The sequence below is a fragment of the Bradyrhizobium betae genome (assembly GCF_004123905.1).
GTDB lineage: Bacteria > Pseudomonadota > Alphaproteobacteria > Rhizobiales > Xanthobacteraceae > Bradyrhizobium > Bradyrhizobium betae_A.
Window position 1 is genome coordinate 16,795 of record NZ_MZXW01000050.1, and the last position, 26,046, is coordinate 42,840.

Annotated in this window: 24 protein-coding genes and 3 pseudogenes; 16 read left to right on the forward strand and 11 right to left on the reverse strand. The window is 59.1% G+C overall.

Annotated features, from left to right (window positions below; genetic code table 11):
* Positions 1 to 84 precede the first annotated feature (84 nt).
* From B5V03_RS32680 to B5V03_RS32695, 4 genes and pseudogenes are all read right to left on the reverse strand, one after another.
* A pseudogene (locus B5V03_RS32680) lies at positions 85 to 1,163 on the reverse strand (DUF305 domain-containing protein).
* Between the two features lie 406 nt (positions 1,164 to 1,569).
* A pseudogene (locus B5V03_RS32685) lies at positions 1,570 to 1,812 on the reverse strand (alpha-amylase family glycosyl hydrolase); the annotation flags it as partial.
* Positions 1,813 to 1,816: 4 nt separating this feature from the next.
* Complete coding sequence (locus tag B5V03_RS32690) at positions 1,817 to 2,368, reverse strand: hypothetical protein (protein WP_129274510.1); 552 nt, start codon at positions 2,366 to 2,368, stop codon at positions 1,817 to 1,819.
* A 14-nt stretch (positions 2,369 to 2,382) separates the two neighbouring features.
* The gene (locus tag B5V03_RS32695; RefSeq protein ID WP_129274511.1) at positions 2,383 to 3,558 is read right to left on the reverse strand and encodes a zinc-dependent alcohol dehydrogenase; all 1,176 of its coding nucleotides are present in this window, start codon (positions 3,556 to 3,558) and stop codon (positions 2,383 to 2,385) included.
* 162 nt (positions 3,559 to 3,720) lie between these two features.
* Between B5V03_RS32695 and B5V03_RS32700 the strand changes: the two are divergent.
* The 7 genes and pseudogenes from B5V03_RS32700 (at position 3,721) to B5V03_RS32730 (ending at position 12,008) form a co-directional block, all read left to right on the forward strand.
* Positions 3,721 to 4,504: pseudogene (locus tag B5V03_RS32700) on the forward strand (SDR family NAD(P)-dependent oxidoreductase).
* Between the two features lie 76 nt (positions 4,505 to 4,580).
* Positions 4,581 to 5,738: an alpha-amylase family glycosyl hydrolase gene (locus B5V03_RS32705; RefSeq protein WP_245502408.1), complete on the forward strand. Its 1,158-nt coding sequence runs from the start codon at positions 4,581 to 4,583 to the stop codon at positions 5,736 to 5,738.
* Positions 5,739 to 6,369: 631 nt separating this feature from the next.
* Positions 6,370 to 7,086, forward strand: a complete 717-nt coding sequence (locus tag B5V03_RS32710) for a helix-turn-helix transcriptional regulator (RefSeq protein WP_129274512.1) — start codon at positions 6,370 to 6,372, stop codon at positions 7,084 to 7,086.
* Positions 7,087 to 7,203: 117 nt separating this feature from the next.
* A complete protein-coding gene (locus tag B5V03_RS32715; protein WP_129274513.1) occupies positions 7,204 to 7,908 on the forward strand; it encodes an ABC transporter ATP-binding protein in 705 nt (234 codons plus the stop codon).
* Complete coding sequence (locus tag B5V03_RS32720) at positions 7,905 to 9,113, forward strand: ABC transporter permease (protein WP_129274514.1); 1,209 nt, start codon at positions 7,905 to 7,907, stop codon at positions 9,111 to 9,113. Before B5V03_RS32715 ends, B5V03_RS32720 begins: the two co-directional genes overlap by 4 nt.
* Positions 9,114 to 9,201: 88 nt before the next feature.
* Complete coding sequence (locus tag B5V03_RS32725; RefSeq protein WP_164988452.1) at positions 9,202 to 10,635, forward strand: TolC family protein; 1,434 nt, start codon at positions 9,202 to 9,204, stop codon at positions 10,633 to 10,635.
* Positions 10,636 to 10,664: 29 nt separating this feature from the next.
* Positions 10,665 to 12,008 (forward strand): efflux RND transporter periplasmic adaptor subunit, encoded by a 1,344-nt coding sequence (locus B5V03_RS32730; protein ID WP_164988453.1) that lies wholly within the window; start codon positions 10,665 to 10,667, stop codon positions 12,006 to 12,008.
* Between the two features lie 24 nt (positions 12,009 to 12,032).
* Here B5V03_RS32730 and B5V03_RS32735 read toward each other — a convergent pair whose 3' ends face one another.
* Both B5V03_RS32735 and B5V03_RS32740 read right to left on the reverse strand, forming a co-directional pair.
* Complete coding sequence (locus tag B5V03_RS32735; protein WP_129274517.1) at positions 12,033 to 12,674, reverse strand: acyl-homoserine-lactone synthase; 642 nt, start codon at positions 12,672 to 12,674, stop codon at positions 12,033 to 12,035.
* A gap of 155 nt (positions 12,675 to 12,829) precedes the next feature.
* Positions 12,830 to 13,561, reverse strand: coding sequence for a helix-turn-helix transcriptional regulator (locus tag B5V03_RS32740; protein WP_245502409.1), 732 nt, complete (start codon positions 13,559 to 13,561; stop codon positions 12,830 to 12,832).
* A gap of 493 nt (positions 13,562 to 14,054) precedes the next feature.
* Here B5V03_RS32740 and B5V03_RS32745 point away from each other — a divergent pair, with 493 nt between their 5' ends.
* From B5V03_RS32745 to B5V03_RS32765, 5 genes are all read left to right on the forward strand, one after another.
* On the forward strand, positions 14,055 to 14,489 hold the full coding sequence (locus B5V03_RS32745) for a hypothetical protein (RefSeq protein WP_129274518.1): 435 nt from the start codon (positions 14,055 to 14,057) through the stop codon (positions 14,487 to 14,489).
* 197 nt (positions 14,490 to 14,686) lie between these two features.
* A complete protein-coding gene (locus tag B5V03_RS32750; protein WP_129274519.1) occupies positions 14,687 to 15,373 on the forward strand; it encodes a hypothetical protein in 687 nt (228 codons plus the stop codon).
* Between the two features lie 117 nt (positions 15,374 to 15,490).
* Complete coding sequence (locus tag B5V03_RS32755) at positions 15,491 to 15,709, forward strand: hypothetical protein (RefSeq protein WP_129274520.1); 219 nt, start codon at positions 15,491 to 15,493, stop codon at positions 15,707 to 15,709.
* 64 nt (positions 15,710 to 15,773) lie between these two features.
* The gene (locus tag B5V03_RS32760; RefSeq protein ID WP_129274521.1) at positions 15,774 to 16,283 is read left to right on the forward strand and encodes a hypothetical protein; all 510 of its coding nucleotides are present in this window, start codon (positions 15,774 to 15,776) and stop codon (positions 16,281 to 16,283) included.
* 199 nt (positions 16,284 to 16,482) lie between these two features.
* Positions 16,483 to 16,761, forward strand: a complete 279-nt coding sequence (locus B5V03_RS32765) for a hypothetical protein (protein ID WP_129274522.1) — start codon at positions 16,483 to 16,485, stop codon at positions 16,759 to 16,761.
* Positions 16,762 to 16,848: 87 nt separating this feature from the next.
* Here the strand turns inward: B5V03_RS32765 and B5V03_RS32770 are convergent, their stop codons facing one another.
* The gene (locus B5V03_RS32770) at positions 16,849 to 17,562 is read right to left on the reverse strand and encodes an MOSC domain-containing protein (protein ID WP_164988455.1); all 714 of its coding nucleotides are present in this window, start codon (positions 17,560 to 17,562) and stop codon (positions 16,849 to 16,851) included.
* A gap of 61 nt (positions 17,563 to 17,623) precedes the next feature.
* Entirely contained in the window at positions 17,624 to 18,502 is an 879-nt protein-coding gene (locus B5V03_RS32775; protein WP_129274524.1) for a GNAT family N-acetyltransferase, read from the reverse strand.
* 399 nt (positions 18,503 to 18,901) lie between these two features.
* Here B5V03_RS32775 and B5V03_RS32780 point away from each other — a divergent pair, with 399 nt between their 5' ends.
* From B5V03_RS32780 to B5V03_RS32790, 3 genes are all read left to right on the forward strand, one after another.
* Positions 18,902 to 19,825: a 2-hydroxyacid dehydrogenase gene (locus B5V03_RS32780; RefSeq protein WP_129274525.1), complete on the forward strand. Its 924-nt coding sequence runs from the start codon at positions 18,902 to 18,904 to the stop codon at positions 19,823 to 19,825.
* Between the two features lie 13 nt (positions 19,826 to 19,838).
* Complete coding sequence (locus B5V03_RS32785; protein ID WP_129274526.1) at positions 19,839 to 20,195, forward strand: cupin domain-containing protein; 357 nt, start codon at positions 19,839 to 19,841, stop codon at positions 20,193 to 20,195.
* 280 nt (positions 20,196 to 20,475) lie between these two features.
* Positions 20,476 to 21,933, forward strand: a complete 1,458-nt coding sequence (locus B5V03_RS32790; RefSeq protein WP_129274527.1) for an NAD-dependent succinate-semialdehyde dehydrogenase — start codon at positions 20,476 to 20,478, stop codon at positions 21,931 to 21,933.
* 155 nt (positions 21,934 to 22,088) lie between these two features.
* Here the strand turns inward: B5V03_RS32790 and B5V03_RS32795 are convergent, their stop codons facing one another.
* Positions 22,089 to 22,727, reverse strand: coding sequence for a hypothetical protein (locus tag B5V03_RS32795; RefSeq protein ID WP_129274528.1), 639 nt, complete (start codon positions 22,725 to 22,727; stop codon positions 22,089 to 22,091).
* Between the two features lie 372 nt (positions 22,728 to 23,099).
* Positions 23,100 to 23,792, reverse strand: coding sequence for a haloacid dehalogenase type II (locus B5V03_RS32800; RefSeq protein ID WP_129274529.1), 693 nt, complete (start codon positions 23,790 to 23,792; stop codon positions 23,100 to 23,102).
* Between the two features lie 315 nt (positions 23,793 to 24,107).
* Here B5V03_RS32800 and B5V03_RS32805 point away from each other — a divergent pair, with 315 nt between their 5' ends.
* On the forward strand, positions 24,108 to 25,484 hold the full coding sequence (locus B5V03_RS32805) for an aspartate aminotransferase family protein (protein ID WP_129274928.1): 1,377 nt from the start codon (positions 24,108 to 24,110) through the stop codon (positions 25,482 to 25,484).
* Positions 25,485 to 25,547: 63 nt separating this feature from the next.
* Here B5V03_RS32805 and B5V03_RS32810 read toward each other — a convergent pair whose 3' ends face one another.
* Positions 25,548 to 26,024, reverse strand: coding sequence for an Lrp/AsnC family transcriptional regulator (locus B5V03_RS32810; RefSeq protein WP_129274929.1), 477 nt, complete (start codon positions 26,022 to 26,024; stop codon positions 25,548 to 25,550).
* Positions 26,025 to 26,046 lie beyond the last annotated feature (22 nt).

Below are 26,046 nucleotides of genomic sequence, written 5' to 3' on the forward strand. Positions count from 1 at the left end.
ATCGGTGGTAGGGAAAGTGCCGTGCCAAGGTGGCGACGGAAAGCCCGGTGGTGGACCGATGACATGCAGGTGACGAAGCCTCGTTCAATTGACATTATCCGCCAGCATATTGCGGAAGGCCGCGAAAACAGCGGCAAGCCCCTGCACGTGCTCCATCAGGGCGATTTCGCCCTGCTGTTCGTGGCGAATGGCGTGCGCCATCACGCGCAGGCGAATATCTCCCGGGCTATGCCACATCTGATCGGCCATCTTCACCGCCCCCTGTGATGCTTGCTCATCAGTTCGACAAAGGCCGAGTCGAAATGGTCGACTGGCGCGGCCTTGATCTGACGCATCTCGGCCATGGTGAGAAAGCCGGGCATGGCCGCTCGTTCCTCGGCGCTGCAGTCCGGCATCTCGGTGTCGAACCAACTCAGCCACCAGGTTTCAAAAATCCGGTTCTCACCCGCTTGGCTCGCGACCATCAGCATCGCAAGCTTCCGCAGATGCGGATCCTGCGCGCGCTCCGCAGCGATCCGCGCCAGATCGATGCCTTGAGCGTGGTGTGCGCTCATGTGACGGATATAAGCTTGGTCTTCATCCTTGTCGCGGCCGATCCAGGGCAGCTCGTAGCCGTGAGCGCCGAACAACGCGAATATCCCGAGTACTGCGATGGCCGTTATCGCACCCATGACCCAGGCGCTGGTGAAGCGCACATCTCGCGCCGGGGCATGGCCCCATTTCCAACGCAGCCGCGCAAACAGTGGGTAGATGATGGCAGACGAGCCGTGGACGAGGGGGCCGATCCAATAAGGTTGTTGCAGCGTGAACAGCGGTTGCCAGAACGGAAAGAGAGGCACCAGCACGAACCATTCCGTCGCCGAGGAGAAGACGGCCCAAGGTAACGCGAACGACAGGATTGTCAGCGGCCGCAAGTCGGCGGTCCATCGGCCGAGCACGCCGAAAAACACCAGCGCCCAGGAAAAATCTGCCCATTGATGAAATGCGATCCCGGTGAGGATCGCGCTCCATGAAGGCTCCGAACTGAGCGCCCAGTCTCGCGCGGGAATCGCCGCGACGGTCATCCAGTCGACGGCCGCATCGCGGCCGATCCGCGCCGCAAACAGCTGGCTTACAACGGTGGAAAAAGTACTGCTGATCAGACCGAGCGTGGCCGCCGCAATGCACCGTGAGCGCCTATGCGACTTGTCGAACGGCCGACCGCTGGAATCAAAGTTCCGCGCGCCGGAAGCTTGAGGGGCGATGGCCTTCACTTCAAGCGCTTGCGCTGCTTCAGCCGGTCGGGTTCGTTCGGCGCATCGAGATCGTCGCGGCCTGCCTCAGCCTTGCCTTGCTCATGGAGATCCTGATCTCAGATGATTTCCCCGACGGCTTGCTTGGCCTTGCCGGCGGTCCGCTGGGTCAGGTCTTCGCCTCGCTCATCGTCAACCTCGACGTCGTGCGCTGATCCCGCCCCCTGAAGGCGGCGAGGGGGGCGGATCGCGGCTTTCTTCCGATTGACCTCCGGCCAGGGTTGGGGGATGCCAGAGATCCTGGTGAGACTCTTGGGAAGCCCGATAGTTCCTGCATCGAGATATCGTAGCCGAGATCCCGGAACGGACTTTTGTAAATCGGCGTCAGCCACACCGCATCGACGCCGAGCCACTTCAGATAGTCAACGCGCGACAGCAGGCCTGCCAAGTCGCCTTTGCCGTCGCCATTGGAGTCCTGAAACGAGATCAACGCGATTTCGCAGATTGTCGCGCAGTGCCACCACGGCCGTTCTACCGTGGCTTCAGCGGCCTCGCTTTGCTCGACGTTGTCGTGCCTCATGCGGTCAGGAAGGATTTAGCGACGGCGACTTGGGACGTGCCGCGATCTGCCTTGCAACGCCTCGCGCGCCCTCGAGTCCCTTGGGATAGCCGCTTCGGTTCGGAAAAAGTTTTCGCCTTGCCTCGCGCGCCGGTCGGCGCGGTTTGGTGTCCTGGGCGGCCCGGTAGTCGAGCATGGCAATGCCGCCGACCATCAGCAGTGCGAGCGCGATGTTGCCCTTCTTGGGATTGTCCGCGGTCAGGCCGGACAGCAACGCAGCCGCATCCAGCCCATCTCCGCCGACACGAGCCCAGAGCCCGGCATTCTTGTCCACTGACAGCGACATGATTCCGGCCATGATTTCCCTGATGCCGAAAGCTCTGATCAGGGTCTCGTTGCCTTCCATGCCCAGCGTTTCCGTGACGCGACGCGGCGCCAAAAGCTCGACTAGGCCAAGCCCAATGCTGAACCAGCCGAGCGCGCGCGCGAGTTGATCCGCTGGTTGCTTCGGGCTCGGTCCTCCCTCGACGATCTTGGGATCACCCTTGGTGCGCACGATGTTGGAAAAATGAAACATGTCTGACAGCTCCTTCAGGGTTTCAATACGACCTTGATGCAGGAGTCCCGCTTGTCGCGGAACATTTGGTACATCTCCGGTCCCTGCTGCAGCGGCACTGTATGGGTAATGACGAACGACGGATCGATATCGCCCTGCTCGATACGGCGGAGCAGATCATCGGTCCAGCGGTTGACGTGGGTCTGACCGGTTCGCATCGTCAGGCCCTTGTTCATGAACGCGCCCATCGGGAGCATGTCGGAGAGTCCACTATAGACACCGGCGACCGAGATGATGCCGCCGGGACGGCAGACATAGATCATCTCGCGAAGCACGTGAGGGCGGTCGTTCTCGATCATCACCATCTGCTTGGCACGGTCGAGCAACGTATCCGGCTGTGAGGCCATGACATGTGCCTCCATACCGACGCAATCGATGCACTTCTCCGGGCCCTTGCCGTCGCTCAGCTCGCTGAGCCGCTCGACCACGCTTTCGGTTTCGAAGTTGACCGTTGTGGCTCCGCCAGCTTCTGCCATGCTGAGGCGCTCGGGCAGGCAGTCGATCGCGATCACCTGATTGGCGCCCAGCAGAATGGCGCTGCGGATCGCCATCTGCCCCACCGGGCCGCAGCCCCAGATCGCGACGGTGTCGGTCGGCTCGATGTCGCATTGCACAGCGGCCTGCCAGCCCGTCGGGAAGATGTCGCTGAGGAACAGCAGTTGCTCGTCGGGGATGCCGGCTGGAACCTTGATGTGCGTGGCGTCGGCATAGGGAACGCGCAGATACTCGGCCTGTCCGCCGGGATAGCCGCCGGTCAGATGCGTGTAACCGAACAGGCCGGCCGTCGTGTGTCCGAACACCTTGTCGGCGAGGTGACGCTTCCGATTCGTGGTTTCGCAGACCGAGAAATTGCCGCGCTTGCACTGCTCGCATTCGCCGCAAATGATGGTGAAGGGGACGACGACGCGGTCGCCCTTCTTGATCTTGCCGTCGACCCCGGAGCCGACCTCGACCACCTCGCCCATGGTCTCGTGGCCCATGATATCGCCGGGCAGCATCCCCGGAATGAAATTATGAAAGAGGTGGAGGTCGGAGCCGCAGATGGCGCAGCTGGTGACCTTGATGATGGCGTCGCGGGGATCCTGTATCTCCGGATCGGTGACCGCGTCGCACCGTATATCCTCCTTACCGTGCCAAACCAGCGCCTTCATCTCTGTCCTCCGAGATCCGTTACGAGCCATCTAAGTCGAATGAAGAACGATGGTTGCTATCGCAGTCCGCAAAATCGCCGCGTCGCAACCGGCGTGCGCGTGAATAGGAACGACGGCGTGGGAGGGCAATTGGACGTCATCAACCCAATCGAGGATACCCTCATGCCAGAAAAGCAACTCGCCCTGGTGACCGGAGCATCTACCGGGATAGGTCTGGAACTTGCGAAATGTGCCGCCGAGGCCGGCTTCGATCTCGTCATTGCCGCGGACGAAGCAGCTATCGAAAGCGCCGCGGCGGAGCTCCGTCCCCTCGGTGGCAGCGTCCAGGCGGTGCAGGCGGATCTGGCGACGACAGAGGGGGTCGACAAGCTGTGTGCCGCGGTTGGAAGCCGGCCGATCGACGCGCTGCTGGCGAATGCTGGTGTGGGCCTCGGCAACGCCTTTCTCGACCAGGACTTCCAGCGCATCAGGCGCGTGGTGGATAGCCAACATTACGGGAACGCTCTATCTGATCCACCGCGTCGGTAACGAAATGCTCAGGCGCAATTCCGGACGCATCTTGATCACGGGGTCAATCGCCGGCTTCATGCCCGGCAGTTTTCAGGCCGTCTACAACGGCAGCAAGGCGTTCCTGGATTCGTTCTCATTCGCGTTGCGCGAGGAGCTTCGAGACAGCGGAGTGACCGTCACCTGCCTGATGCCGGGAGCGACCGAAACCGAATTCTTCCGCCGCGCCGACATGATGGACACCAAGGTCGGTACCGAGAAAAAGGACAATGCGCACGATGTCGCGAAGGCCGGCTTCGAGGCCATGATGAGCGGGGAATCTGACGTGGTCACCGGAATGAAGAACAAGCTTCAGACCACGCTCGCGAACGTCACGCCCAACGAGGTGCTGGCCAAGCAGCATCGCAAGATGGCTGAGCCTGGCACGGCGAAATCGTAGCGCCTTGCCCAAAATCGGCCGGCAACGTGCGTGTCGCCAGAAAAACCAAATCCGCCAGCCAGACTGCGAGGAAAGCTTGACCGAGAAGTTGGGAGTCGCCGGGCAACCCCGGCGGCATGGGGCGCACATCGCTGGGCACGGCGTTGTTTTCAATCTCTGGGCGCCGTCGGCGAAATCCGTCGAGTTGCTCGAAGTTGGCCAGGCGCCGCGGCGCATGCCCCGCGACCGGCAGGGCTGGTATCAGTCTCTTAGCGCGACGGCCCACGTGGGTACGCGCTACCAGTATCGGATCAATGGGGCGCTCGTGGTTCCCGTTCCGGCGTCCTCCTTCCAGCCCGATGATGTCGGCCAACCGAGCGAGGTCATCAACACGCCCGCGCTTCGGGATGCCGATCCTTATCGCGGGCGGCCGTGGACCGAAGCGGTCATCTACGAGCTGCATGTCGGTACATTCTCGGACGAGGGGACTTACGCGGGCGTAGAGAAGAGGCTCGATCACCTTCGCGATCTCGGGATCAGCGCAATCGAGCTGATGCCCATCAATGATGTCCCCGGCCGACACAATTGGGGTTATGACGGTGTCCTGCTCAATGCTCCAAACGCGCGCTACGGCCGTCCCGAAGATCTCAAGAGGCTGCTGCGAGCGGCTCATCAGCGTGACATGATGGTGTATCTCGACGTGGTCTACAATCATTTCGGACCACAGCTCAATTATCTGCACAGTTACGCCAAGAATTTCTTTACTGATCGACACACGACGGGCTGGGGGCCTGCCGTCAACCTTGAAGGCGAGCATGGCGCGTTCGTGCGCCAGTTCCCGATCGACAACGCCCTGATGTGGCTGCGTGACTACGGCTTCGATGGATTGCGCTTCGATGCCGTGCATGCCTTGAAGGACGATTCCGAACGGCATTTCCTCGTCGAGCTGGCGGAAACCGTTCGCGAGCAGGTCAATGGCCGGCACGTGTACTTGATGCTCGAGAACGAGGCCAATCAAGCGAGCCTGCTCGAGCGCCGGGACGGCCGTGCGAGGCTCTATGATGCACAGTGGGGCGATGACTTCCACAACGCCTTGCACGTGCTGCTGACCGACGAAAACGAAGGATACTACCGTGCCTTCGCCGACCGGACGCTCCAGCATCTGGCACGGTCGCTTACGGAAGGATTTGCCTATCAAGGCGAAGTATTTCCGCTGCACGACAAGCCGCGGGGCGAACGAAGCGTTCACCTATGAGCGCATACGGCCCCAGATCCGAAACTTCCCCCGTCATCCACGTGTCGTTGAAAGGCAGCGCCTCGGTCGTTTCCTGGCAAGCTTTGCCCTCGATCGCACGCCGCCAATTGGCCTAGGTGTAACTCGCAGTTTGCGGAACGGACGGAGGTTTCATGCCGGCTCGCTGTCAGGCCTTCCGATTAGACGATTTAAGGGCCTGCGGGCCCGCGGCCGTCAAGACCGAGGCGAGCGCCGCAAGCGGCGGCCTGTCGGGCCTTCCCGCTCATTGGCGCGGGCCTAGTCCGGTTACGGCGGCGCGCAACCGGGATATTCACTCGATCGACTATTCTTTAACGACCGAGCGATGCCTTCGACCCTGGGACTTCAGACGGAGGGGGAAGTGCCGCGCTATCGAGAACACCTGATCGTCAAGCCGTTTAGCTTTGCAGACCTAGCCGCGAAAGTTCGGGACGTCTTAGACAAGACGGATAGCTAACAGTCTTTCACGCGTGAACCGATATCGTCGGTCTTTGATTCGGGCGCTTTAAGGCTCGCGTGAGCCGCTATGTGTAGCCGGCCGCGGACTTGGCCGGTTTCGATAGTGCTTCGCTTTCGGTCTGTTAGTGCCTAATATGCTTGTGAGGTAGCAAGCATGCAACGAGAAGTAATTCTCCAAGAAATCGAACGTGCGGGAACCACCGAGGAGCTCGCACGCATTCTGCGCGATTGGCGAGACGAGCTCGGTCTGTCCCACCTCGTCTATCATGCATTATCTGTCCCCGCGTTCGAAAGGTCCAACGCGCTACTTTTGCTGACCTATGATGACGCCTGGGTTCAACATTATGTCCAGCACGACTACTTTCAGATCGATCCAGTGGTGCGAGCCGGCCGCAGGGGGTTTTTACCGATCGACTGGATGGCGGTCGACCATCATACAAAAGAAGCTCGGCATTTCTTCGCGGAAGCCGCCAGCTTTGGCGTTGGTCGGCACGGCATAACGCTTCCTATTCGCGGGCCAGCTGGTGAGCGCGCCTTATTCACGATCAATGCGGACGTGAATGATGAGTACTGGCACCGCTGGCGCCTCAATTATGTTCACGAGGTGCAGCTCTTGGCGCACTACTTCCATGATCGAGCAATGCGCGTTGCCGGATTGCGGGACATGCGCACATTGCGGCCTCTTGCCGCACGCGAACGGCAGTGCCTCGAAGGGATCGTTCGTGGACAGGCACCCGGACAAATCGCCTCGGATCTCGACGTGTCACTTAGCGCAGTCCATTCTTACCTGCGGAGCGTCCGCATGAAGCTTGAATGCGCCACGTTTGAGCAGGCGATCGCAAAAGCTATCCGTCTTGAGATTATCTCGTAGGGTACGACGATCAGATTTTCTTTCATCTGTCAATTTGCGAAAGCGACAGATTGTCGAACCTGGCGTTTCGGCCTCCCATCGTTGTCTTGAGACGGGCGGCGATCGTCGGGGTCGGCGATGTTGGTGATTTCAGACCTTTCAAAAACATACACCAGCGAGACGGCCGCGCTATCGGTGTTGCAGAAGGTCTCATTGGCGATCGAGCATGGGGAACTCTGCGCCATCACAGGCGCGTCGGGATCGGGCAAAACGACCCTTATGAATCTGATGGGCTTGCTTGACCGTCCAGACGCTGGCCGCATTACCATCAATGGCCTGCCGGTTTACGACCTGCAGGATGATCATATCGCTTCTCTTCGAAACAGGCTTATCGGCTTCGTTTTTCAATCGTTTCATCTGCTGCCTAACTTGTCCGCTCTGGACAATGTCGCACTCCCCCTGATCTACCGGGGAATATCGCTTTCAGCTCGCCGAGCGGCCGCGACAGTTTCTCTCAAGCGCGTTGGACTGGAAGCGCACTTCAATCGCCTCCCGGATCAGCTATCGGGGGGACAAAAACAGCGTGTGGCAATCGCTCGAGCGCTTGTCGGCTCTCCCGCCCTGATCCTCGCAGACGAGCCCACCGGCAACCTCGATAGCGGAACGTCCGACGAGATCATGAATCTCTTTCTGGATCTCAATCGCACCGATCGCACCACGCTGGTTCTGGTAACGCACGATCCTTCGATTGCCGCCCGTTGTCCGCGACGCATTATTGTCCGCGACGGAAGGATCGTCGACGATAATCGCGGCGAGCTCCGCGATGCAGCCTTTCGATCATGATGTCCTTCAGCCCAAAGCATCACATCGTGCGCGAGCTGGCTCTTGAGTCCGTTCGGAATGTCCGTTCGCTGAAAGGCAGATCACTCCTTGCGCTGATCGGTATCAGTATTGGAACTGCAGCCGTCATAGCCATGCTGCACATTGGCCACAGCGCGCGGATTGAAGCCAAACGCCAGTTTGAATCCCTGGGCATCGATCGCGTCATTATCACGCCGTTGATCGGGTCTGGCGCAACAACTCCTATTCCTTTCGCGTTTGCAAAAGAACTGGTCAACCAGCAAACTGGTTTGGCAACAGTTGCCCCGATCATCGTATCCGGTACGACCATCCGGGCAGGCAGGGCGACGCTCGGGGCCACCGTCATCGCTGCCGACGAGGAGTTTTACTCATTGGCGATGGCCGTCATGGCTGCTGGTCGCCCGACAACAGCCCTCGATGGCCTGTCTCCCTACGCGGTCCTGGGCGCGCATGTCGCGCGGGGCCTCCGCGCTGAAGTGGGAAAAGTCCTCGCGCCCGGCGATCAGCTCACCGTTCAGACCCAACGCGTCACGATTATAGGCATCCTCGCTGAAACCGACCCGAATCCGGTTCTCAACGTAGACCTCAACCAATCGATCATCATTCCGTTTGCGGCCGCAAGGCGGCTCTTGCCTGATCCGAAGATTTCGAGCATCGCAGCGCGACTTGCCGTGGGGGCGGACGAACGGAACATGATCGACGCCGTTACCCAAGCCTTCAAGAGCTACGACCGCCAAGGCGGAGGCGTTCGTGTCCAGACCGCGCGGCAACTCATCGCGGGAGTAGACCGCCAGATGGCCGTCTATGGCCTTCTGTTGCTGGCAATCGGCGCAATCGCGCTCGTTGTCGGGGGCGTGGGCGTGATGAACGTGATGCTGATGAACGTGATGGAACGGCGACGCGAAATAGGCATCCGAATGGCTATCGGAGCGCGGCGCCGGCAAGTAGCAGGCATGTTCGTCGTCGAAACGCTGGTTCTCTCGGCAATCGGCTCCAGCCTCGGAACCGTGCTCGGCACCGCAGCGGCGTGGGGCTTTGCGGCGTGCGCCGGTTGGGCATTTACCCCATCCCCGACGGCGCTCCCCCTCGGTATCGGGATGGCCGTTGCCGTCGCTCTATTCTTCGGCCTCCATCCGGCGCTTCGTGCGGCACGAATGGACCCGATCCTCGCCTTGCGGGCATCCTGACATGACTGTCGCTCGGTCAGTGAGGCTGGCCCGCTTGCGCCGAAGCTGTCTGACCGCTCTGCTTATCGCCTCGTTCCACCAGACAGGCGTGAAAGGTGCCGAACGTTCCAATTCGACCAAGCGCTCTTCACCGGCTTCTTTGCAGCCTTCCCGCATAACATCGGGAATGACGAAAGGAGTGCCTCTTAGCCTCGCCGATTCAATCTTCATCGCTTTGCGAAATAATCGCTCCATCAAGAGCGCCTACGTCGAACGGATTGCCCAGAAGTTTGAACTCCGCGTCGCTGAGGATCGTTTCACACCTAAAGTCGCGGTTTCTGGCACGGCCATTCGCCAGAATGTCGGAGGTATAGAGGTGACAAGTGCAAACGTTGCACCAAATGCCTCAATCCTCTTGCCGACGGGGGCGACCCTTGGCTTTGCCTGGAACAACAGCATCGTGAGCGGGAGCGGCGTTCAGACCCAGACGTCCACTGCGGACATCAACATGGTGCAGCCGCTGCTGCGGGGAGGAGGCGTCGACGTCACGCTTGCCCCGTTGCGCGGTGCCCGCCTTGAAGACAAGCTCAACCGGCTAAATTTGAAGAAAACGGTCTCCGAGACGATCGCGCAGGTCATTCTGGCCTATCGCGCGTTGCTGCAAGCCCAAGAGGAACTGAAACTTAGCGAAGCCGCCTTGTCCCGCTCCAAGGATCTAGTCGAGGTGAACCGCGCCATGATCCAGGCCGGACGGATGGCGTCCGTTGAGATTGTACAAAGCGAGGCCGACGTCGAAAACCAGAACATACGGGTTCTTCAGGCCACAAAGGGTCTCGATGACGCGCGCCTTGCCTTGCTCGTGCTGCTGTCGCTCGATCTAGCAACGCCCGCAGCCGCGACGGAGAGTACGGAGCCGTCGCGCATCGCTCCGGATCTTCCGTCTATGATGCAAATTGCCCTTAGCGAACGCCCCGACTATCTGGGGCAACTTCTCATCATCGAGCAAAACAAGCTCGGCATGACGGTCGCCGAGAACGAGAAGCTGTGGGATTTGTCCCTATTTGCGTCGGGCAGCTTCGGTCGAAGAAACATTTCAGGACCCGCTGCCATTCCAGGCGTTCAAAAAATAGCCGATACCACGATTGGCGTGACCTTCAATGCGCCGCTTAACGATCTCAGGCGGGAACAACCCGCCGTGCAAGCGACGGCAACTTTGCAAACCTCGGAACTGCAGCTCGCATCAATCAGGCAAGGCGTCGAATTGCAGATACGGAGCTCAATTAATAGCATCAATATCCAGTGGAAACAGCTTGAGGCGGCGCGTCGCGGCGTCGGCCTTGCGACCCGGGCGGTGGACATCGAGCGAGAGAAGCTGAAAGTCGGACGATCTTCCAACGTACAGGTAAGGTTGCTCGAGAGCGACCTGCGGAACGCCGAGGAGCAGCGCCTTGCTGCCGTTGTCGGCTATCTCAACGCGCTGACGACAATAGATCTCCAGCTTGGCACAACGTTGAAGACATGGCGCATAAACCTCGCGGATTAGATCACCGTCAAGGCGGGTCGTACTCGGCTATGACCACGAGCGGGATCACCGATACGGTCCTCGCCGAGACAGGTCCGATGGGCTCCGAGCCAATCCTTTCCCGGAAGATCCGGCTGTGGTGCATTGTTCTCATCGCGATCGGGGCGATTGCGCTCACTGGAATTGCTTGGGACCGGTTCGGGCCAGGCGATCGTCCGCCACAGGATAGCGTCAAGCCCATTCATGCATCGAAGCGATTATCAATCGTGCCCGTCGCCTTGACAACCCAGCTCGACATTCTCGGCAATGTTAGCGCTGGTCGCGGTGTCGTCATCATTGCTCCGTTCGACGGCGTCATCGGTGAGAAAAAGGTGTCGCTTGGGGAAAGCGTGGCCGCGGGCGACGTCCTGCTTAAGATGGACGATGGCGAGATTCAAGCGCGCCTGCGCGAGGCGCAGTCCGCGCTCCTCAAGGCCGCCATGGCCGAGAACGACATTAGTCATTGGGATAATGGTCCCGAAGTTACGCGGGCAAGACGAGCATTGGAGGCCGCCCAAGTCACGCTGACGAACCTTGACCGGAAAGTCATCGAAACAAAAGGCCTTCTCGATCGGGGCATCGTGTCCAGCGACGAATATGCCTCGCTCGTTCAACAGCGAGACAGCCAAAAGCTTCTCGTAGCCGGGGCGCAACAGGATCTTACGGTGGCGGCAGCGCGAGGCGGAGCGGAAGGACGGCGACTTGCTGAGCTGGACCTAGAGGTCGCAAAAGCGAAGTTCGCCGATGTCAAAAAGCAGGCAGACGGCGCCACATTGCGTACCCCTGCCGCCGGTGTCTTGATGCGACCGGCACCGAGTGGCCTGCCCGGTGCAGCGCCAACGGTGGTCGAGCTTGGCTCTCGCGTACAGCGAGGACAAGCTCTCTTTACGGTCGCAGACATGGAAAGCCTAGTCGTGGACGGAAAGGTGGACGAAGTCGACGTCAATCACGTCCGGGTCGGACAACCCGTCAATATAGCCAGCGATGCGTTTCCCGGCGCTCCGCTAAGTGGGCGCGTCATCAGCGTGAGTGCGGAAGCGGATCGGGACGCATCTTCCAAGGCGGCCGTGTTCAATGTTCGCGCGGCGATCACTGGCGGCGACGACGCTCGGCGTCGCTCCATTCGTATCGGGATGTCGGCCCGCCTCACGATCACCGTTCAAAGCAAGGCAGACGCAATCGTTATACCCCTCGGAGCGGTTCAGCGGAGGTCAACCGGCGATTGGGTGACCGTGGAAGACATGCAAACAGGAGAAACCGGGGATCGCGAGATCGTTCTTGGCTCGACAACAACGACCGGGGTCGAAGTCCTATCGGGGCTACGAACAGGAGACCGGCTCGTGATCCATCGATAGCTTGGCTCTGCCGGGCGCAGGAGGTCAAAGTTCGCCGACGGCGCGGGCCATGTGGGGGACGACGATCGGTCCCCCTAGCGCGTTCATCTGAGCCTTCTTCATCGACTGCAATGCGATGCGGGAAACGTCCCAGACGCCTACACGAAGATCGCCAGCCTCAGAATGGTTCCGTGCAATTCCACGAGGGCACCATCCGATCCGCCGGTAAACGCGGACCATGGGCGCTTCGTAGACGCCGACGATCCTTTCTATTCCGAAGTCCATCGCGAACTGGCAGAGGGTGATTAGCAGCTCGGCTGAAATCGCAGCCCCGGCGTGAGAGCTATCGCCCGCTCGCGGATGCGTGCAGAAGCGCGTGCATTCCCAGGTCCCCGGACCTTCAAGACCTGACAACTCGCCGAAATAAGCCGCGAATTCGTTTCGAAGCATGGTCTCTCCCGTGGTCGGAAGAAGCCGTAAGGAGCCGACCACTCTCTCTGCTGCGTCCGTGGCAATAAGGTAGCGAACGGTCGGTAGGCCGTCGTACCGATCACACTCCATCCCCTGCTCGACTTTCACGTTCCATCCGAGCCTTTCCGAAAACGTCCGGGCGCGTCCTCGAAACATCTGTCGAAAAAGGGTTTCCTGCTGGAGGCGGTCTGAGTAGGTAAGACTACGGATCATCATTGCCCTCGCAGGCGCAATCTCACGCGCCGTGATCGAGGGTCGCAATCTGACGAATGAGAAGCTTGACAGCCGAAGCGACTTCAGCGGGGCCGATAAAATGAAGCAAGCGGAACAACAGCGCGTCCAAAGACGCAGGCCGCCCGCATCCCTTGATGTTAAGCTTGGATGATATCGAGACTAATCGCTTTGGCGATCCCTTGCGTTAAAGTCGCACACTCGAGCTTGGATCGCGCCCCCTGCAAGTAAAGACGGACTGCCGTCGGCGACAGATGAAGGTCGGCAGCGATCTGCTTGGGAGCAAAACCCCGCGCCGCGAGCTGTAGGGTTTCACGCTCGCGGGCCGAGAGTTGTCGAGGTAACCCCGGGCCTCGCAACTGCGAAAGACGAACGGCTTGATCATGAACGACATGCGCCACGAGTTGGAAATCCCGCATGATGTTCAGCCGCTCGCGTTGCCAATCACGCGAAGCCACGTTGGAGGTGATTGATAGTAGTGCTCTTTCACCGCCTGGTCCCCGCACCGGCAGGGTCATTCCATTCTGTCCAACCTCGAACCTTGCAGCCTCCCGAAAGAACGCTTGGGCCTGTAGCGAGTCATGATCAACATCACTCCAATCGAGCGGAAGAAATCCGCGACGTCCCTGCTGCACAACAGGATCAATCAGGAAGTAGTCACGTGTGGTATAGCGCCGCACCCACTCAGGATCATAAGTTAGAAGCAGTATAGGATTGCTCTCGCTCGATTGCGGCAGATGGACCGCGTGATAGACAAGATGTGCAAGGCCGTATTCATCGCGTATTTCCCTGATAGATTCCGCGAGCTCGGCCAGAGTGTTTGAGCGCACTATTTTTTCGTACGTTTCCTCGAACGGAGGGAACATCACCATGCAGTCCTCGATTGCAACTCATGATATAACAATCGTAGGTTAGAACGCAAATCAAGGCTATTCCGTTACGCGCATAAGTGCTCTTTTCGAAACTCATACGGTTCCACCGCTTAGATTCGATCCAACTGATTTACACCGTCGTTCATACGCGACGGCAACTCGCGCCATTTCAGAGCCCGACCACATTGCGTGCGCCGGCGTCTGAATAAGCGTTTGCGCTCTTAGCGCGACCTGCACGAAGCGCGTGTCGTGTCAATCTTATAAAACCCAAACTTGTTGCAAGCGGTACATCAGCTCTCAATCAGTACCGTGATTGAGGCCAACATGACCGTCGCAGATTCTCTTCGCTTCCCGCCGAGTTCGGCCTCCCGATCTATAGCGGCACGCGTCGCAGTCCTGCGCTGCAGCGTGACCATTCATCAGTCTCGCGATCTCGCGAGACGAACGAGGCAGGTCGCATGACGCGGCTCTTGCAAAGCCCAGGGAGGTTCTCATGAAAGCTAAGTTTGGTCTGGTTTGGAAAGCGGTTGCGGGCGTCATCTTTGCCGGAGTTCTCGCTGTTGCGAGTACGACAGCAGCTTCGGCTCAGGCTACGGCGCGCTACACCAACGTCCTCAATCAATTCGGCGCCACGATCACTCTCGACACTTCGAGCTGCACCGGCGGGTCGATCTCGCCGCCGTTCTCGATCAGCTCATCGGGTTCGTCCGGGCAGTTCAACGGGACGACCACGAGTTCCTCCACGCTCTGCAACGTCAGGTACCAGAGTGGCATTTACGGCTGTCAGTTCCAGATCTCCGCCAGTAGCTCGGGCGGCCTCTTCTCCTCGGCCAACGCCTACAAGGGCAGCGGCGGGCGTCCGATCTGCGAGGTGGTCAGCGACGGCTCCATCTCGGGCGGCTGGCAGGCGACTTTCAGGATGCGCTAAGACCATCGATAGCGAGAAAAGCGGCGGTCGCATCGGCGGCCGCCGCTGCTTCATGTCGATTGGTCAGCCAAGGACGCCCGCGTCGTTTTAACGCTTTCTTCATCGTTATCGCGATTTCTATTGTATCTTCGCAGGTTGTCGATCGGCGTTCATACAACTACACTCTCCGGAATAGTGCTGCTTGGAAAGGTCTCGCCATGACGTCGATCGCTGCGACGAACAATTCGCCCGCCAATGTTCTAACTTCGCTGCTTGATCCGGCGTCATCGGGCACGGTGACCAGTTCGGCGGTCGTTGATACGCAAGCGCAAACGACGTCCAGCGATCCAGTGGACGTAGTAGACCTTTCTGACCGCGCCAAGCAAATTCTGGCGCGGGCGAATATCGAACAAGTGGCCGCTGACAAATTGAGTGGGTTTCTTCAATCGCTGAAGGACCCCGATGGGAAGAGTGCTACTTCTCACGACAGCACGAAAGGACAGGGCTCCCTGTTCGACAAATTGAGGGGGCAGGCGTCGGGCGCTACGAAGCCCACGACTTGGACCGCAGGATCGAAGGCGGGAGATGCGTCGATTTCCGATGCCGACTTCATCGCGAAATATCGGGATAGCCTTGAGGGCGCATTGCAGGATTTTCCCGCCGACAAGCGGGCAGCCTTGGAAGCGGCAATCAGCAACGGCACCTTGACGATTCAGAAGGGGTCGGACGTCGAAGGCTACAACACCAGGACAACAATTACCTATAATGTCGGTCCGGGCGGCGGCCAGGGTATGTCGACTTCGGGCTACAGGCCTCCGACGGGCGCCACGAAGGAGGCAATTGCCTCGGGGAATGCGGTCGGCTTTTGGACCGAAGATCGCGGTGATGTCTACATAAGTTGGTAGAAATAAAACTGATCCGCCAGGGATGTTACTCGTCCTCTATGGTCAGCTTCCGCGCAAAGGGTCCAGTTGCGCCGGCTTTAGAGCAGTCGACGAACCATCGGAAATCGGAGCGGCCGCATGGCGCGTCTTAAGCGACTCTCCAACGGCAGTTGGACGACGTCTTCGATCGAAGAGCACTTGAGCTACGTGAGAAATTTCGGCGATGCCATCGAGGAAATAAACCATTGCGGCGTCGACCTGCCGCAGTTCGCTCCCGAAGGTCTAGCATCACTGGAACGCGCGCACGCCTATGTCGGGCTGCCCTGGTTGTCACGGAGAGCAGCTCGGACGCCGTAATTCTTAAGCACGCGCTGAGATTGCTTAAGCCGCACGTTGCCGACTTTTTTTTACCTTCGTTGACATGGAAGAGGGATACCCATTCACGGGCACCGGCAATCTTTTCAAGTTCGTTCAGGGGCTGATTAGCATCAGCGTGCAGAACAACGTCATTGTGCTCTTCAATAATGACACCGGAGGGCAATTTAACTTTGACCGGTGTCGGCAGCTCAACGTTCCTGCGAACATGCAAATATTGAAGCTGCCCGATCTAGAAGAGTTTCGAAGCTTTCCAACCATTGGACCTGGGAGATCTCAGCTTCTCGACATCAATGGGAAGGCCGCCGCCCTTGAATACTATCTTCAACTCGATGAGGGCGCGTGCGCCAGGTGGACGAGCTACAATTCTGCGCTCAAAGCTTATCAGGGAGCTTTGATGAACAGGGATGCCTACAAGAACGCGTTTCTGGCACAGCAAGGGCGTGTTGACGAATACGACTATAGAAAAATCGAGATCGTCCTGGAGATGCCGATCCTGTCTTGCGTCACAATGAAGGAATCCGCAGCTGAAGCCGAGCTTAAGCGACAACCCTAGCTGAATATTGGCTAAGTCTGAAAGATGCGGGGAGACCTAGGCCGCCTCGTCTCTCCGATCGATTTCTTGAAACACGCCGGGCTGGTTACGGCGGTTTGAACAAATCCAAGCCCTGCCGCTCCTTTGGCTGGAAATCTCTGAAAACGCGAAGCCTTCCGCGCGCCCCACAAGCCCACGTTTGCCAGGCGACCTCGATGACTTGCCGAATGAGTTCTGGCACGCTCATATTCTACACGGCATTGCTATCGTCTTATGCGACGTGCCGAAGCGAGATGCATCTGAGCTGACTATTAGTCTCGTTTATATTGCCCCGGTTTTGCGCGGTGGGCCTGCCTTTTGGCGCGAAGTCGAGGTTAATCTCTTAACGTTTGCAAACCAGCCCGACATGGACGAGGCCAGGAAAAAGAAGGTCGTCGAGGCGCTTCGCAAGCTCTCCAAAAAATACCAACCATTCATCGAGGCGTTGACGGAAAAATAGCGCGGAAGCCGCTATGCGTGTACGAAGGGCCCGCAGCAGGGGCTGGAACGGCAATTTCGAGTTCACTGCGGGAATTGCCTACAGAGCCTACGCAACGACGACCGTCGCACCGGTTGTCACGTGGCCGGGGATCACGACGTCGCAATAGATCCCGAAATCACGACCGTGACGCTGGACCACTCTGCGCAGGATTTCGACGTCGACCGGCAAGCGATCCTGCTCGATCGTGATGAAGCCACAGCGTCCGCAAGGCCTCGTGCCCCGCAACACGACGTCTCCGATCCTGATCTCCCGGCCGATCCAGTCTTTTTCAGGCATCGCGTCGTCCTCATCTTGCCAGTCGACAAGAATGTTCGGACGAAAGCGGCGCGTGTCGATGACGCTGTCGGGCAATTCTCGGCTAAGGCTGCGCAGTGCAGCCGTGGTCAAGAGGTGGATCGGAGCGTGCTCGTAGCGAGGGCGGAAACCGCCGGACCCGACGGGGTCGAACGGCGTCAGCATCGGCTTGAAGCCGAAGATCGTCGACAGGGCTTCCCGCATAGAGGCGTCCTCCGGTCCAGCCCAACTCCTGCCATCGACCGAGACGGCGACGCCGCCATCAGCGATCCTGGCATGTGCGCGCGGCACGCCGATAAAGTGCTTTTCCCGCCCAGGGGAGGCGATGCGGCCGGTTGCTTCATCGAGCACTCCCCAGATCCGGTCGCCGGCAATGCCGCCTGCCTCGACGCGAGCCACGGTGAGCTGTTCGCCTGCCATGGAGCTCACCGGATAGCGCCAGAGTTCTGCGACCTGACCCATCATAGGCCCTCTAGCCTCTGGGGAACGCTCATCAGCCTCTTCTCTTGGATTGGTCCACATCGCTTCAACTCAGCGCATGGCCGGCCAACCCGTAGACCCACGGTTCGTCATCTTCCCGGTTCAAGAATCGCTTTCCCTTGGACATGGTCGCGACGGTGTCGTTCATCCCGAGGCGGCTCTGCTGGAGAAAGTCAGCAAACAGACCCGTCTGCTCCCGCGTATCCACACGGGCGAACTGTCCGGTGAGAGCCTTGAGATGCACGGCCGTGAGATGGATCGCGTCGCGATCATTGCTGGCCACGATGGGACCAATCACGCGACCACGCCCGAACTCGCGATTCATGGAGTAGCCGACGATTTCGCCGCGGCGCCTTAGGGTGCAGATTGAAGCATTCTCAGCAAGCAGAGCAAGCAGCCTGTGCCGGTTTATTCCAATCGCGCGCTCATCGAGTGCTGCAATCTCCTCGAGATCTTCTGCCGACGATGGCCTCAATTCACCGTCCAGAACTGGCAGTGCGGGATTGGTCGCTACGACCTCTCCTTGCCACTGAAACGCGGTCGCTTCCTTCGTGAAGCCTAGTGAAAGATAAAGATGATACGCTGCATCGGTCGAGTTCAGGGCCAAATTCCGATCGCCACAGCGCTCAAAGACCTGTTCCATAAGCCATCGCCCCGTGCCTTGTGCCTGGGTGCGGGGCGATGTGATCACCAAGCCGATGGTCGCGAATTCGCGGCCCTGTGGGAACCACATCGCGCTGCCGAAGACGCGTCCTATGCCATCAACGGCCACGATGCCATGACCTGCGCGGCGCAGAAAATCCCAATCCTTAGGTCGATGCGGCCAGCCAACCCCAGTGGAGAGCGCGTGGAGCAGCTTCACATCAACTTGGTTGATGTCCCTCGCGGCCAGTTCGAAGGACTTCACGCGTACCGTTCGTCCCATTCAGGTCATCCGTTCCGTTGCGGGACGCCAAAGCCTACGGCATATCGTTCCGTCGACCTTCTGCTGCGTGACCGCACAAGCCCTGTTTTGCAGCAGCGTAGCGCGGAAAGCCAGCAGGTTTCGCCTGTTTCGTGGTCGGTATTCGGAATGTTCCGCCTATAGCGCAACTGAATTCAGCAGGGAAAGCTCCGGCTTGCGGTTAGCCTTGGGGATATCCGGGATAGCACAGGCTGGTGAATGCAGTGAACGCTGAAGAATGTCTTGCAAGCCTCGCCGCATTTCCAACCCCCAGGGGAATGCCAAACTGCGCCGTGATCGGTCGGGTGCGCAACTCTTGTCAGGCTGGCGGAGGGGCTCAGTGCCCGGCCTCTCGGGCGAGGACTTGAAAGGCATACGTTGATGGCGTTCCTTTTCAATTCCGATGCCGCCCGAGGTGCAATTTTTCGCCAGGCCTTTGCGCGCGAGCTTCCCGATCTGGAATTCTACCATTCTAGCGAATGTATCGACCCGGAAAAGGTAAGGTACCTGCTGACCTGGAACGTACCGAACGATGTCTCGCGCTTTCTTAATCTGGAAGTGCTCTTTTCCATTGGGGCGGGGGTCGATCAGTTCAAGCCGGACAGCATACCCGACCACGTGAAGCTCGTGCGCATGGTCGAGGATGGCATCATCTGCATGATGCAGGAATACGTCGCCCTTGGCGTGCTGACGCTCCATCGCGAGATGCTCGCATATCGCGAGCAGCAGAGAGGGGGCGTCTGGCAGGCTCTCGCCACGTCGCAGGCAACCGATCGGCGTGTGGGTTTCCTGGGCCTTGGGATGCTGGCTCAAGCTGCAATCGATCGCCTGAAGCCGTTTCGATTTCCTCTTGCGGCGTGGAGCCGCAGCAAAAAAATCATCGAGGGCGTCACCTGCTTTCATGGCGACGATCAGCTTGGCGATTTCCTGAGAGGAACTGATATTCTCGTCTGTCTTCTGCCCCTGACGGAGCGAACAAGCGGCATCCTGAATTCAAGGCTTTTCTCGTTGTTGCCGATGGGAGCGAGGCTGCTGCATGTTGGCCGCGGTCCGCAGCTCGACCAGGGCGCACTCATCGAGGCACTCGACAGCGGCCGCCTTGCCGCAGCCATGCTCGACGTCACCGATCCCGAGCCGCTGCCGGAAAGCCATCCACTCTGGTCCCATCCGAGGGTGATCATAACGCCGCATATCGCGTCCGCGACGCAACCGCATACGGCAGCACAATCCGTCATTGAAAACATCCGGCGCCACCGCGCCGGGCGAAATCCCATCGGTCTCGTCGATCAAACACTCGGCTACTAACAGGAAAGATGCCATGTCACTTCTGGTCACCATCGACCCCAATCCGGACTTTGCACCAAAGAACGCCCTGCCTGCTCCGGAACGGCTCATTTCGGGCAATCCATCCTTCAAGACCTGGGCGCAGGATGCTTCGAAAGGCGAGAAGGTGCTAACCGGCGTCTGGGAAGCAACGCCCGGCGAGACCCATTCCATCAAGGGCACCACCTACGAGTTTTGTCACATCATCTGCGGTCTTGTTGAAATTGAGGAAAAGGGCGGTGAGACGAAGATCTACCGCGCTGGCGACAGCTTTGTGATGAAGCCGGGCTTTGTCGGTGTCTGGCGCACGATCGAGACCGTGCGAAAGATCTACGTCTGCGCTTATGACTGAGCACGATGCTCAGGGCGGCGCCAATATGCGATCCGTCAGAACAATCGACTTCGCGGCCGCGTCTGACCCGATTCAACGCCGTCAGGCAATTCATTATCGATAAATAATGTGGCGTACGGTCCTGTATTGCTCGAATGAGACGGCTTTGTCTCGCCAATCGAAAATCCAGGAGCGCGCGCGTCGAATCCTCGTCGAGCAGGTTCGCCCGTTGGCAAGGGACATAAAGCGATTGCGCAAACAGGGTTGGCGGGTTTGAGCCCGACGGCAAAGGAAAACGTAGATGGTTGCATTGAAAGACATGGATCTGTTTCGCCAGCAAGCGCTGATCGGCGGCAATTGGCGGGATGCGAGCGCGAAAGCCAACATTAATGTCGTCGATCCTGCCAACCAGGACGTCCTTGGCACTATCCCCGACATGGGGCGTGAGGAGACTAGGGCAGCAATCAACGCTGCGGCCGATGCGTTCAAACAGTGGAAGACAACGGCTCATGCAGAGCGTGCGGCGCTATTGGAGCGTTGGTATGAGCTCATGCGGCGCCATGAGCAGGATTTGGCTCTCTTGCTGACGCTGGAGCAGGGCAAGCCGCTTGCTGAATCGCTCGGAGAAATCCGCTATGGGGCCTCCTTCGTAAAATGGTTTGCGGAAGAGGCGCGCAGGATCAATGGATCGACCATCCCTTCCCCAACTGTCGATCGCCGCATTCTGGTGCTGAAAGAACCGGTAGGCGTCTGCGGAATTATCACTCCCTGGAATTTCCCTAACGCGATGATCACGCGCAAGGTGGCACCTGCACTTGCCGCGGGCTGCACCGTGGTCATCAAGCCATCCGAATTTACGCCGTTTTCGGCCCTTGCAATCGGCGTTCTGGCGGAGCGGGCAGGGATTCCGGCGGGCGTCATCAATATTGTGACGGGTATGCCGACGGAAATCGGCGAGGAGCTGATGGCCAATGAAACCGTTCGCAAGATCTCGTTTACCGGATCGACTCGCGTAGGCGGTTTGCTGATGAAAGGCGCCGCCGATAACATCAAGAGGCTCAGTCTCGAGCTCGGCGGGAATGCACCATTCATCGTCTTTGACGATGCCGATGTCGACCTGGCGGTTGAGGGGGCGATTGCGTCGAAATTCCGCAATGGCGGACAGACCTGCGTCTGCAGCAATCGCATTCTCGTACAATCAGGCATTTACGACGCCTTTGCAGAGAAACTCGCCGGCCGGGTCGTGAAAATGAAGGTCGGCGCGGGCACGGAAGACGGGGTCGCGATCGGGCCGATGATCAATGGAGCTGCGATTGAGAAGATCAAGCGGCACGTCGCGGATGCCTTGGAAAAAGGCGCGAGGATCATCTCTCAGAGCGAAGAGGTGCCGGAGGGTCGGCAATACGCCCGCCCTGTCGTCCTTGGCGACGCGACGACCGAAATGCTGCTGGCTTCCGAAGAAACCTTTGGCCCCGTTGCTCCGCTTTTCCGCTTCGAGACCGAGGAAGAAGCGATTGCGATTGCGAACGGAACGCCGTTCGGTCTTGCCGCCTACTTCTACACCGAGAGCCTCAAGCGGTCGTGGCGGGTGGCCGAGGCGCTCGAGTTCGGCATGGTGGGATTGAATACCGGCATCATCTCGACAGAGGTTGCGCCCTTCGGCGGGGTGAAGCAGTCAGGATTGGGGCGTGAGGGATCCCAGCTCGGGATAGAGGAATATCTCGAGATCAAAACCCTTCATGTTGGAGGGTTGGATTAGAGGAGGCTGCTGAAACGCCCTTTGCGGCTTTCGCCTGAGCTCAACGGTGCCGGCCCACGCGATCGGTTGCGGGCCGCCTTCCGCGATTGTCGTCAAACGTGGATGGCGCCCGGTTCAGTACCCGGCAATAGCGGGCGCTCGGCTTGGCGCCGAGCTTACCCTTGCTGAATGTCAATCGCTCCGAGCTTATGTTCCAGCCAACCGAAGATGCAATCGTCCGCAATCGCGAAGTTATCGATTTGCCGTCCAAGACGTCGGACCATCGGTGGTATGGCCAATTCCAAATCAATGCGCGCATTTGTGCAGTCGGTGTGCAACTGAATTGCCTCCAATACGCTAACGATGCCGCGCCCGCCCGCGACGACCAGAATCGGGCATTCCAATCGCCGAAGGAACTGCAGGCGGCGCCGCGACGAGGCATCTTGTTCCGTCGCGCTCGCGCTCCTGGTCAGCCACCCGATAGACGCCAAAGTTTTTGTGCACTTCCATTGACCCGCATCGCAATCCGCAGCCGCAACTCGCAGATCGGACGCGGCAAAGTCACCAACCCGCCTCGGATCAACTTCAGGCCGTTCTGCCAAATAATCCAGGCAAGAAGCCAACAATGCTTCCGACTGGCCCCACGAAGCGCAGGCGATGTCGTCGTGCGATACAACGAGAATCGAGACCTCCCGACCGCTCACCACGGGCAACAGTCGCGCGAGCAGGGTCGCTGCTGTTTCCGCTTCCATGCTGATGCAAATAACTGCGGGAGTGCTTTGATCCGAACGATGCTGGCGGAAATATCCTCCCACCTGGAATCATCTTCATCTATCAGTCGCCTGGCGACTTCAAAGGCAGTTAGTGCGCAAAGCCGGGATTTCGCCGCTTCCTCCAGTGCACCCGACCTGATGTTCAGGTCACCGACTAAACTTTCGGCATTGCCGATGTTCGCCGATGTCGCGATCGACTCCTCGCAGCATGCGGGGTTGGGGGATGTCCCCGACGGACAACCCATCCAGGAATGCCGCGGCATTCCGCCGTATGAACGCAAGGTCCCGTTTCGACCGGCGCCGAGCTGCGTACTCCATCCGACTCGTCCCCGGGGCCTTCATCGAGCACGGAGCCTTGGCGCGCGAGCCGAGAGTATTGCGCACCAGGCCCGTTCGAGATGCAGGCTTGCGGTCTCACGCGCTCCTCTGCATGTCCATCTGCAGGCCAACCGCGCCGGCAAGGCCCGAAATGTCCTTGATCTCGGTGTACTGATAGAACGGGTTGGCGGGCTCATGACCGCGATTCACCCATACCTTGCTCTTGATGCCCAGGTCATAGGCGGTCATCAGGTCATAGCGGAATGAGGATGAGACGTGGGTGATGTCTTCCGGACCGCAGCCCAGCTTGTCAAACATGTACTCAAAGCCCTTCATGTGCGGCTTGTAGGCGCCGGTTTCCTCGGCCGTGATGACCGTGTGGAAGGGGGCGCCGAGCTTCTCCACGTTCGACATGATGAGGTTCTTCATGGAGTTCGACAGGATGACCAGCGGAATCTCCCTGGCAACTTTGGTCAGACCCGCCGGGACGTCGGGATGCGGGCCCCATGTGTGGATCTCTTCATTGATGCGCTGGGCGTCCTCCGGCCGAAAGACGACACCGTTGCGCTTGCACGCGCGCTCTACCGCATTATGCACGACCTCGAAGTAGGGCTTCCACGCGCCAAGAACCTCGTCCAGGCGATAGGCCGCGAAATCCTTGATGAAACTTGCCATCGTCGCGGCTGAAAGCTGCGAGCCGTAGACTCTCGTTGCCGCACCCGCCATGTCGAAATTCGTCAGCGTGCCGTAGCAATCGAAAGTGATGTATTTCGGTCGGAACTTCGTCATAGCGCGGAATCCTCCAATCCTCTCGGCACTGCGTGCCAGGACGACAAGCATCATAACGCGCATCGCATAAGATAAAGCACCGCATTCGCTGGAGCCAAAAGCAGATTGTGTTGTATCGGATCGAAGCTTTGGCAGAGAGTTGCGCACAAGCAACCTTCCGAGTTGAGCCGCACCGCCACGCGCCGGGCCCGTTCCCGTATAAGATGCGGCGTCGATCACCAACGAAAGTCAAAACCCCTTTGGTTCAGGCGCAGTTTGGGAGGAACTGCTGCCCTCGATCACCTACCTTGCTTTCGGGTTGATTTGGAGGACGACATGTTCAGCAACTCGCTGATCGAGCTGGACCGCGCACATCTGGTTCATCCGGTCTCATCCTATCGCAGTCACGAGGCATCGGGTGTGCGGGTGCTGAAATCTGCGAAGGGCGCAACCCTGACCGACGCCTCGGGACATCAATTGCTCGATGGGTTTGCCGGTCTGTGGTGTGTCAATGTCGGCTACGGACAGGACAGCATCGTTGAGGCGGCCACGAGGCAGCTGCGCGAATTGCCTTATGCGACGGGCTATTTCGGGTTGGGCTCCGAGCCGGCTATCCGTCTCGCCGCCAGGCTCGCTGAACTGGCGCCTGGTGATCTGAACCATGTCTATTTCACGCTGGGCGGCTCCGATGCCGTCGACAGCACGATCCGGTTCATTCGGTACTATTATCATGCCAAGGGTACGCCACGGAAAGACCAGTTCATTTCCGTCGAGTATGGCTACCATGGGTCGTCGACGGCAGGGTCCGGTCTGACAGCGATACCAGCCTTCCATGCAGGTTTCGGGGTGCCTTACGACTGGCAGCACAAGATCCCGTCGCACTATGCCTATCGCAATCCTGTCGGGTCCCATCCCCAGGGCATCATTGCTGCGTCGGTCGCGGCCCTGCGAGCCAAGATTGCCGAACTGGGCGCAGATCGCGTCGCCGCCTTCTATGTCGAGCCGATACAGGGGTCGGGAGGCGTCCTCGTGCCGCCGCCGTCCTGGCTGAAGGCCATGCACGCTGTTTGCAGGGAGCACGACATTCTATTCGTCGCCGATGAGGTCATCACCGGCTTTGGCCGTACCGGCCCGCTCTTCGCCTGTGAAGAGGACGACGTCGTGCCGGATTTCATGACCACGGCAAAAGGACTGACGTCGGGCTATGTGCCGATGGGGGCCGTTCTCATGTCGGACCGTGTCTACAACACGATTGCGGATGGCGCCGGCAGGGCGGCGGTCGGGCACGGTTACACCTATTCCGCACATCCGGTCAGTGCAGCGGTTGGGCTCGCGTGCCTTGACCTTTACGAAAATGGCCTGCTGGAAAACGGGCGGAAGGCCGGCCATCGGTTGATGGAGGGGCTTCGCTCGCTTGCCGATCATCCGCTTGTCGGCGATGTCCGTGGTCGCGGCATGTTGGCCGCAATCGAGCTTGTCACGGACAAGGAGCGCAAGGCGCCACTGCCGGCGGAGGCCGACGCGGCGCGCCGTATTTTCGACCGCGCTTGGGACAACGGCCTCGTCATCCGCGCCTTTGCCCAGGGCGTGCTGGGTTATGCGCCGCCGCTCTGCTGTACGGACGCGGAGATCGACGGCATCATCGCGCGGACTCGGAGGACGCTCGACCAGACGCTTGAAGATCCGGACGTCCGCGCGGCGATGAAAGGTTGATTTGTTGCACCGGGATGATGCGATTATCGGCCAAACGCCATCGCCAGGGTCAGAGACCGTTTCTCAGCTATTGAATATGCTTTCGAGAGGCGGGTGGGATTTCACAATGGGGGACTTCAGCACGACAAAGCTGAAGTATTTATCGATGCCGATATCCATTTCGACTAGACGTTCCATCAGCGCTTGATATTCGCTGATTCCCGCTGTGATAAACTTCACGAGGTAGTCATATCCGCCTGAAACCAGGTGGCATTCGACGACCCCATCGATCTTTTCGATAGTCGTGAGAAAACGAGCGAAATCGATCTGTCGATGATTCTTCAGGGTGATTTCGGCGAAGACGGTCAGAGTTTGTCCGAGCTTGGAAACGTCGATCAGGGCAGAATAGCCGGTGATGAAGCCCTCTGTCTGAAGCCTCTTGACGCGCATCAGACATGGGCTCGGGGAAAGGTTGACCAGCTCTGCGAGCTCGACGTTGGATACCCGCCCGTTTTTCTGCAGTTCGCATAAAATCCTGATGTCGATCTTATCGAGCTTCATAGCCATGCCATGAGATAGGGGG